The sequence below is a fragment of the Mesorhizobium sp. M7D.F.Ca.US.004.03.1.1 genome, assembly GCF_003998635.1.
GTDB lineage: Bacteria > Pseudomonadota > Alphaproteobacteria > Rhizobiales > Rhizobiaceae > Mesorhizobium > Mesorhizobium loti.
The window spans coordinates 1-4,561 of the sequence record NZ_RZQG01000489.1 but is presented as its reverse complement, the minus strand read 5'-3'; the positions used below and the strand labels follow the sequence as shown (position 1 = coordinate 4,561).

6 protein-coding genes and 1 pseudogene are annotated in these 4,561 nt (G+C 61.5%); 2 read left to right on the top strand and 5 right to left on the bottom strand.

What is annotated here, in order from left to right:
• Both EN935_RS42230 and EN935_RS23545 read right to left on the bottom strand, forming a co-directional pair.
• Positions 1–117: pseudogene (locus tag EN935_RS42230) on the bottom strand (aldo/keto reductase); the annotation flags it as partial.
• A gap of 117 nt (positions 118–234) precedes the next feature.
• Positions 235–723 carry a hypothetical protein gene (locus EN935_RS23545; RefSeq protein WP_109669699.1) on the bottom strand — a complete coding sequence of 163 codons (489 nt, stop codon included), beginning with the start codon at positions 721–723 and terminating at the stop codon, positions 235–237.
• Between the two features lie 399 nt (positions 724–1,122).
• Here EN935_RS23545 and EN935_RS23540 point away from each other — a divergent pair, with 399 nt between their 5' ends.
• The gene (locus tag EN935_RS23540; RefSeq protein ID WP_109669696.1) at positions 1,123–1,287 is read left to right on the top strand and encodes a hypothetical protein; all 165 of its coding nucleotides are present in this window, start codon (positions 1,123–1,125) and stop codon (positions 1,285–1,287) included.
• A 59-nt stretch (positions 1,288–1,346) separates the two neighbouring features.
• On the opposite strand, the gene EN935_RS23535 is transcribed toward EN935_RS23540, so the two are convergent.
• Positions 1,347–1,853 (bottom strand): DUF1993 family protein, encoded by a 507-nt coding sequence (locus EN935_RS23535; protein WP_109669693.1) that lies wholly within the window; start codon positions 1,851–1,853, stop codon positions 1,347–1,349.
• Positions 1,854–1,991: 138 nt separating this feature from the next.
• Here EN935_RS23535 and EN935_RS23530 point away from each other — a divergent pair, with 138 nt between their 5' ends.
• Positions 1,992–3,044 (top strand): DUF1176 domain-containing protein, encoded by a 1,053-nt coding sequence (locus EN935_RS23530; RefSeq protein ID WP_109669690.1) that lies wholly within the window; start codon positions 1,992–1,994, stop codon positions 3,042–3,044.
• 29 nt (positions 3,045–3,073) lie between these two features.
• On the opposite strand, the gene EN935_RS23525 is transcribed toward EN935_RS23530, so the two are convergent.
• Both EN935_RS23525 and EN935_RS23520 read right to left on the bottom strand, forming a co-directional pair.
• Positions 3,074–3,967 carry an alpha/beta hydrolase gene (locus EN935_RS23525; RefSeq protein WP_127263350.1) on the bottom strand — a complete coding sequence of 298 codons (894 nt, stop codon included), beginning with the start codon at positions 3,965–3,967 and terminating at the stop codon, positions 3,074–3,076.
• 32 nt (positions 3,968–3,999) lie between these two features.
• Positions 4,000–4,561 (bottom strand): nucleotidyltransferase family protein (locus EN935_RS23520; protein ID WP_164771289.1); only part of this gene is annotated, 562 nt, incomplete at its 5' end.

The window sequence follows — 4,561 nt, the reverse complement described above, 5'->3', positions numbered from 1 at the left end:
GGCCAGGTCCATCTGGGCGTGGCCCTCGGCCTCGGTGTTCTGCTGGCCCCAGGTCATGGAGCCCAGGCAGATCTGGGTAACAAGAAGATCGGTCCGACCGAGACGGCGCTTGTGCATGGAATTCTGCTCCGGAGGGAAAGCGTGCGCGGTAGCGCGGGAGGAAGCGCATCTATAGGCAAAGCAGAGGCGCTCTCCAAGCCTCGGCAGACCGACTTTTGCGTGAACCAGCTGCGTTTAGCGGCGAGCGCCGGCCAGCGCGCGGCGCTTGGCTTCGTCGATCAGCATGTTGGCCACCTGCATGCGGATCATGGCGCGCTGGCGCAGATGCGGGGCGACACGGTCGGGATGGTTGGCAAAGGCAAAGCTGCGGCGCATGCGGCTGAAGTCGGCGATCTGCTTGGGCTGGTTGAGGCCAAGTTCGACCGCGATGGATTCGGGATCCATCGGCGGCAGCTTTTCCTCGGGCTTTGGTTCTTCGCCGGCGAGAACCAGTTTGGCATGATCGAGCAAGGCGGCGAATTCGGTCGCCAGATCAGCACCCGCCTCGCGATATTCAGTGGCAAAGCCGCTGCCCGAAACCTTGATGCGGCCGGAATGGAGTTCATCGGCCACCGAGAGATAGTCGAACGGGATGGATGGACGAGCGCCGGCCTCTTCGCCCTCGATCTCGTCATCCCCAATTCCGTCGCCCTTGTCGGAAGCGACGAAGAGGTCGTCGAGCAACGAAGCGAAATCCCGCTTGGCGCCAGTAGCGATGTCAGCCTCCCTCTTGCCCGACCGTGCAAGCTTCAGAGCATAGAACCGGCTCGTTAAAAATGCATGCCACCGATCTTAACGAATTTAGCCGTTGCGCGTGTTCGCCGCTTCAACCTCCTCAATCCCAAAAACAAAAAGCCGGACTGCACTTTCATGCAGTCCGGAATTCGCCAGGAGTGGCGAGGAAAAGCCGGCCATGTAGCCAGCATTCGAGCCTACGGTGCGCGGCGCGCAAAAGTTTCGATCGATTCAGGAAATGGCGAAAAAAATTCGCCAAGACATGGCAGGCATGCAAATGCTGCACTGCACAATTGTCACGATTCACCTATACTGGCTGGCGTGGAGGACCAAACTGGAGCCTAAATCATGGGTTTCTTCACTGAAATGTTCGCCCGGCCGCGCCCGCAGGAACATCTGAGATACCGCTCGGCGCTCGCACTGCTCCATGCAATGAGCAATGCCGACCGCGCCGACATCGGCATCAAGCCGGCCGATTTTCCGCGCATCGCCCGCGAAATGTCCATTCGCTAACTACCATCGGAGTCGTCAGATGTCCCGGATCAGTCTGGGACATCTCGAAAAGTCAATCCTCAGCGCGCTCCCAGGAACGTCGCCTTGCCCAACGGCACGCCATTGTGGCGAAGGATGTCGTAAGCCGTGGTGAGGTGGAAATAGAAGTTGGGCATGGCCACATGCAGCAGATACTGCATGCCAGGCATCGAACTTTCGCGTCCGCCAAGCTTCAGCTCGATGATCTTGTCGTCGGAGCCCTCGAACTCGGCAGCCGAAAACGTCGTCAGAAGGTCCAGGGTCTTCGTGATGCGTGCCTGGATATCGGCGAAACTCGCCTCATTGTCCTCGTATCTCGGCACTTCGCGACCGGCGAGCCGGGACGGCGCGCCCTTGGCGTGATCAGTGGCGATCTGCACCTGCCGGGTCAGAGCGTACATGTCGGGCGCCAGCCGAGAGGTCAAAAACACCTGCGGATCGATCTTGCGGTCAAGCGCATTCTGTTCGGCGGTCGCCAGCACATTGGAAAGTGCTTTCAGCCTGGCTGAAAACACAGGCACGGATGCCTCATACATCGATATCGTCACGTCAAATCTCCTGCCCGGCCGAACGCCGGCGGACGCGACGTAGCGCCTTCGCGCAGGATTTTTCAAGACTGCCGACGCCGCGTCACCACGTTGCCGCAATCGCCAGAGTAGAATCTGCCCATCGAGCGGAGATTCCCGATGAGACGCGCCCTTTTCGCAGCGACTGCCTTTCTCTCCCTTGCCCCGATCGGCCAGACGGCATTGGCCGCCGAAGATGCACCCGAAGCGCCTTATGTCGACGACCGGTCGAGCGCCGATGCGGTTGTCCGTTCGCTCTACAGCGCCATCAGCCGGCACGAATTCGCCCGTGCGTGGGGCTATTTCGGCGATACAAAGCCGGCAAAGGATTTCGACAGTTTCGTCAAGGGTTATGACGGCACCGACAAGGTCGAGGTCGCCACCGGAGCTGTCTCCGACGAAGGTGCGGCCGGCAGCATTTTCTACAACGTCCCCGTCGCCATCCGCGCCACCGACAAGAGCGGCGGCGAAAAGGTGTTTGCTGGCTGCTATACGCTGCGCCAGGTGAATGCCCAGATCCAGGCGGCTCCGCCCTTCGATCCGATCCACATCGAAAAAGGCGCGCTGAAACCCTCCACCGCCGATTTCGAGGAGGCGCTGCCGCCTAGCTGCGGCGACGGCCCACCACCGCCGAAGAAAGACACCGCACTGGAGCAGGCCAAGAAAGCCTTTCTGGCGACCTATGGCGACCAGTGCGACAAGCAGTTCCTCGCCGATGAGCCGACCGTTTTTTCGATCAAATACAAGGACAAGGATGCGCAGCCCGGCGATCCCGACAAGGAGACACGGCTGTTCCATTTTTCCTGCTCGGCCGCGGCCTACAATGAAAGCTCGATTTACTACATGACCGACGACGTCTCGGGCGTGCAGCAATTGCAGTTCGCCGAACCCAAGATGGACATCCGCTACGAAAACAATGACAGCGACGGCAAATTGCTGGGCATGACTATCGTCGGTTTCCAGACGTCCGGCTGGGCGGTCAATTCCGACTATGACGAGGCTGCCCACACGATCACCACGTTCAACAAGTGGCGCGGCGTCGGCGATGCGTCCGACGCGGGGACGTATCTGTTTAGCAACGGCAATTTCTCGCTGGTCCAGTACGACGTCGATGCGTCCTATGACGGCGAGCAAAATCCGCAGACGGTTGTCGACTACAACACCGCGCCTTGAGCGCCACACGGACTTGCCGGCAGCACCGATCAGGGCGCCTTCGACAGCATCCAGTTGAGCGTGCCGCGCCAGTCGGTCATGCGGATCGGCGTGCCATGGGTGCCGGTCTCGAAACGGATGAAACGGGTTGGATAGGCCTTCGATTTGGCCAGGATCGAGCGAAAGAACGCTTCCTGATTTGCCACCGGGAACACCACGTCGTGGCTGCCCTGGCCGAAAAAGACCGGTACGCGGCGCTTGAAGGCAGGGCTGGTGAAAAAGCTCTCATCCCACAGCGAGCCGAGCAGCAGCAGCCCATTGATGCGGCCGCCTGTGTCCTTGCGCGCGGCCAGCTTCCAGCAGAGCGCGCCGCCCATCGAGCCGCAGGCGACGAAGATCTTCGCGCCGGGCGACTGTTCGGCGTAGTGACCGATCAGGGCAGCGACCTGCGCCGCTCCCGTATCGGCGAAATCGGGAAAGTCCGGGCTGAGATAGAGGCCGCCATTGCCGGCCATCAGGTTCTTGAGCCGGTTGAAATTGCCGCCGAAGGTGAAGTCGTCGACGCCTTGCTTGCGGCTGCCGCCCTGCCCGTGCAGGTAAAGCACGATGATGCCGGCGCCCTCGGTCTTGCCGACGGCGACATGCCTGACATCGCCGGCATCGGTTTTCAGCAACAGGTCCTGCTGCACCTTGCGAACGCTGGTGTCGGTGTATTGGGCGTTCACCCGGCGCTCGGGGACCTGGTCACGCTGGTTGATATCGCGCAGCTCGCGGTAATCGAGGACCGTGTAGGCGCCGTTGCTGTCGGACGACAGCGTGGCCGGATAGGCGAAGAGATCGTCCTTGAAAGGTTTTAACGTGAGCGTCTGACCTTCAGCGACCGACGACACCAGTGTTGCCGCGGTTGCAAGGACGCAGAAATATCTGAGAAAGTGAAAAGTCATCCCTCAGGCATGCGTAATTCGGCTTGGGTTTGTCAATCCTGCAGCACGCCGCCTGCGTCTTCCAGCGCCTCGCGTGTGTCGACATCGACAGATGCCGCCGCGCCGATCTCGACGTCGATGACATCGAACCCTTCGGCCTCGACGAGATGGCGGGCGCCGGTGTCGCCTTCCAGATGGGCGATCGCCGGAAACAGCGAACGCGGCAACAGCACCGGGTTGCCGCGCTTGCCGTCATGCGAGGCGCGGACCACCGCATTGCCGCCGGCCTTGCGGAAGGTATCGATTAACCTGTCGAGGTCGTCGGACGTGATGTCAGGCATGTCGCCGAGAACGATCATCACGCCGGCGCAACCTTCCGGCAGATAGGCAATGCCGGCTTTCAGCGAGGTGGACAGGCCCTCGGCAAAGTCGGGATTGTCGGCGAAGGTCACGTCGAGGCCCGCCAGCGCCGCACGCACCCGCTCGCGCTGGTGGCCGGTGACGACAATCGTGCCCGATGCCTTCGAGCCGAGCGCCCGCTCGGCGGTGCGGCGCACCAACGGCTTGCCGTCGAACAGCGCCAGCAGCTTGTTCGGCCCGCCCATGCGGCTCGAC

What these genes read in the sequence shown, in the direction of transcription:
- EN935_RS23540 (WP_109669696.1), top strand. Translation starts at nt 1,123, where the DNA reads ATGGGTTTCTTCACTGAAATGTTCGCCCGGCCGCGCCCGCAGGAACAT.
- EN935_RS23525 (WP_127263350.1), bottom strand. Translation starts at nt 3,967, where the DNA reads ATGACTTTTCACTTTCTCAGATATTTCTGCGTCCTTGCAACCGCGGCA.
- EN935_RS23530 (WP_109669690.1), top strand. Translation starts at nt 1,992, where the DNA reads ATGAGACGCGCCCTTTTCGCAGCGACTGCCTTTCTCTCCCTTGCCCCG.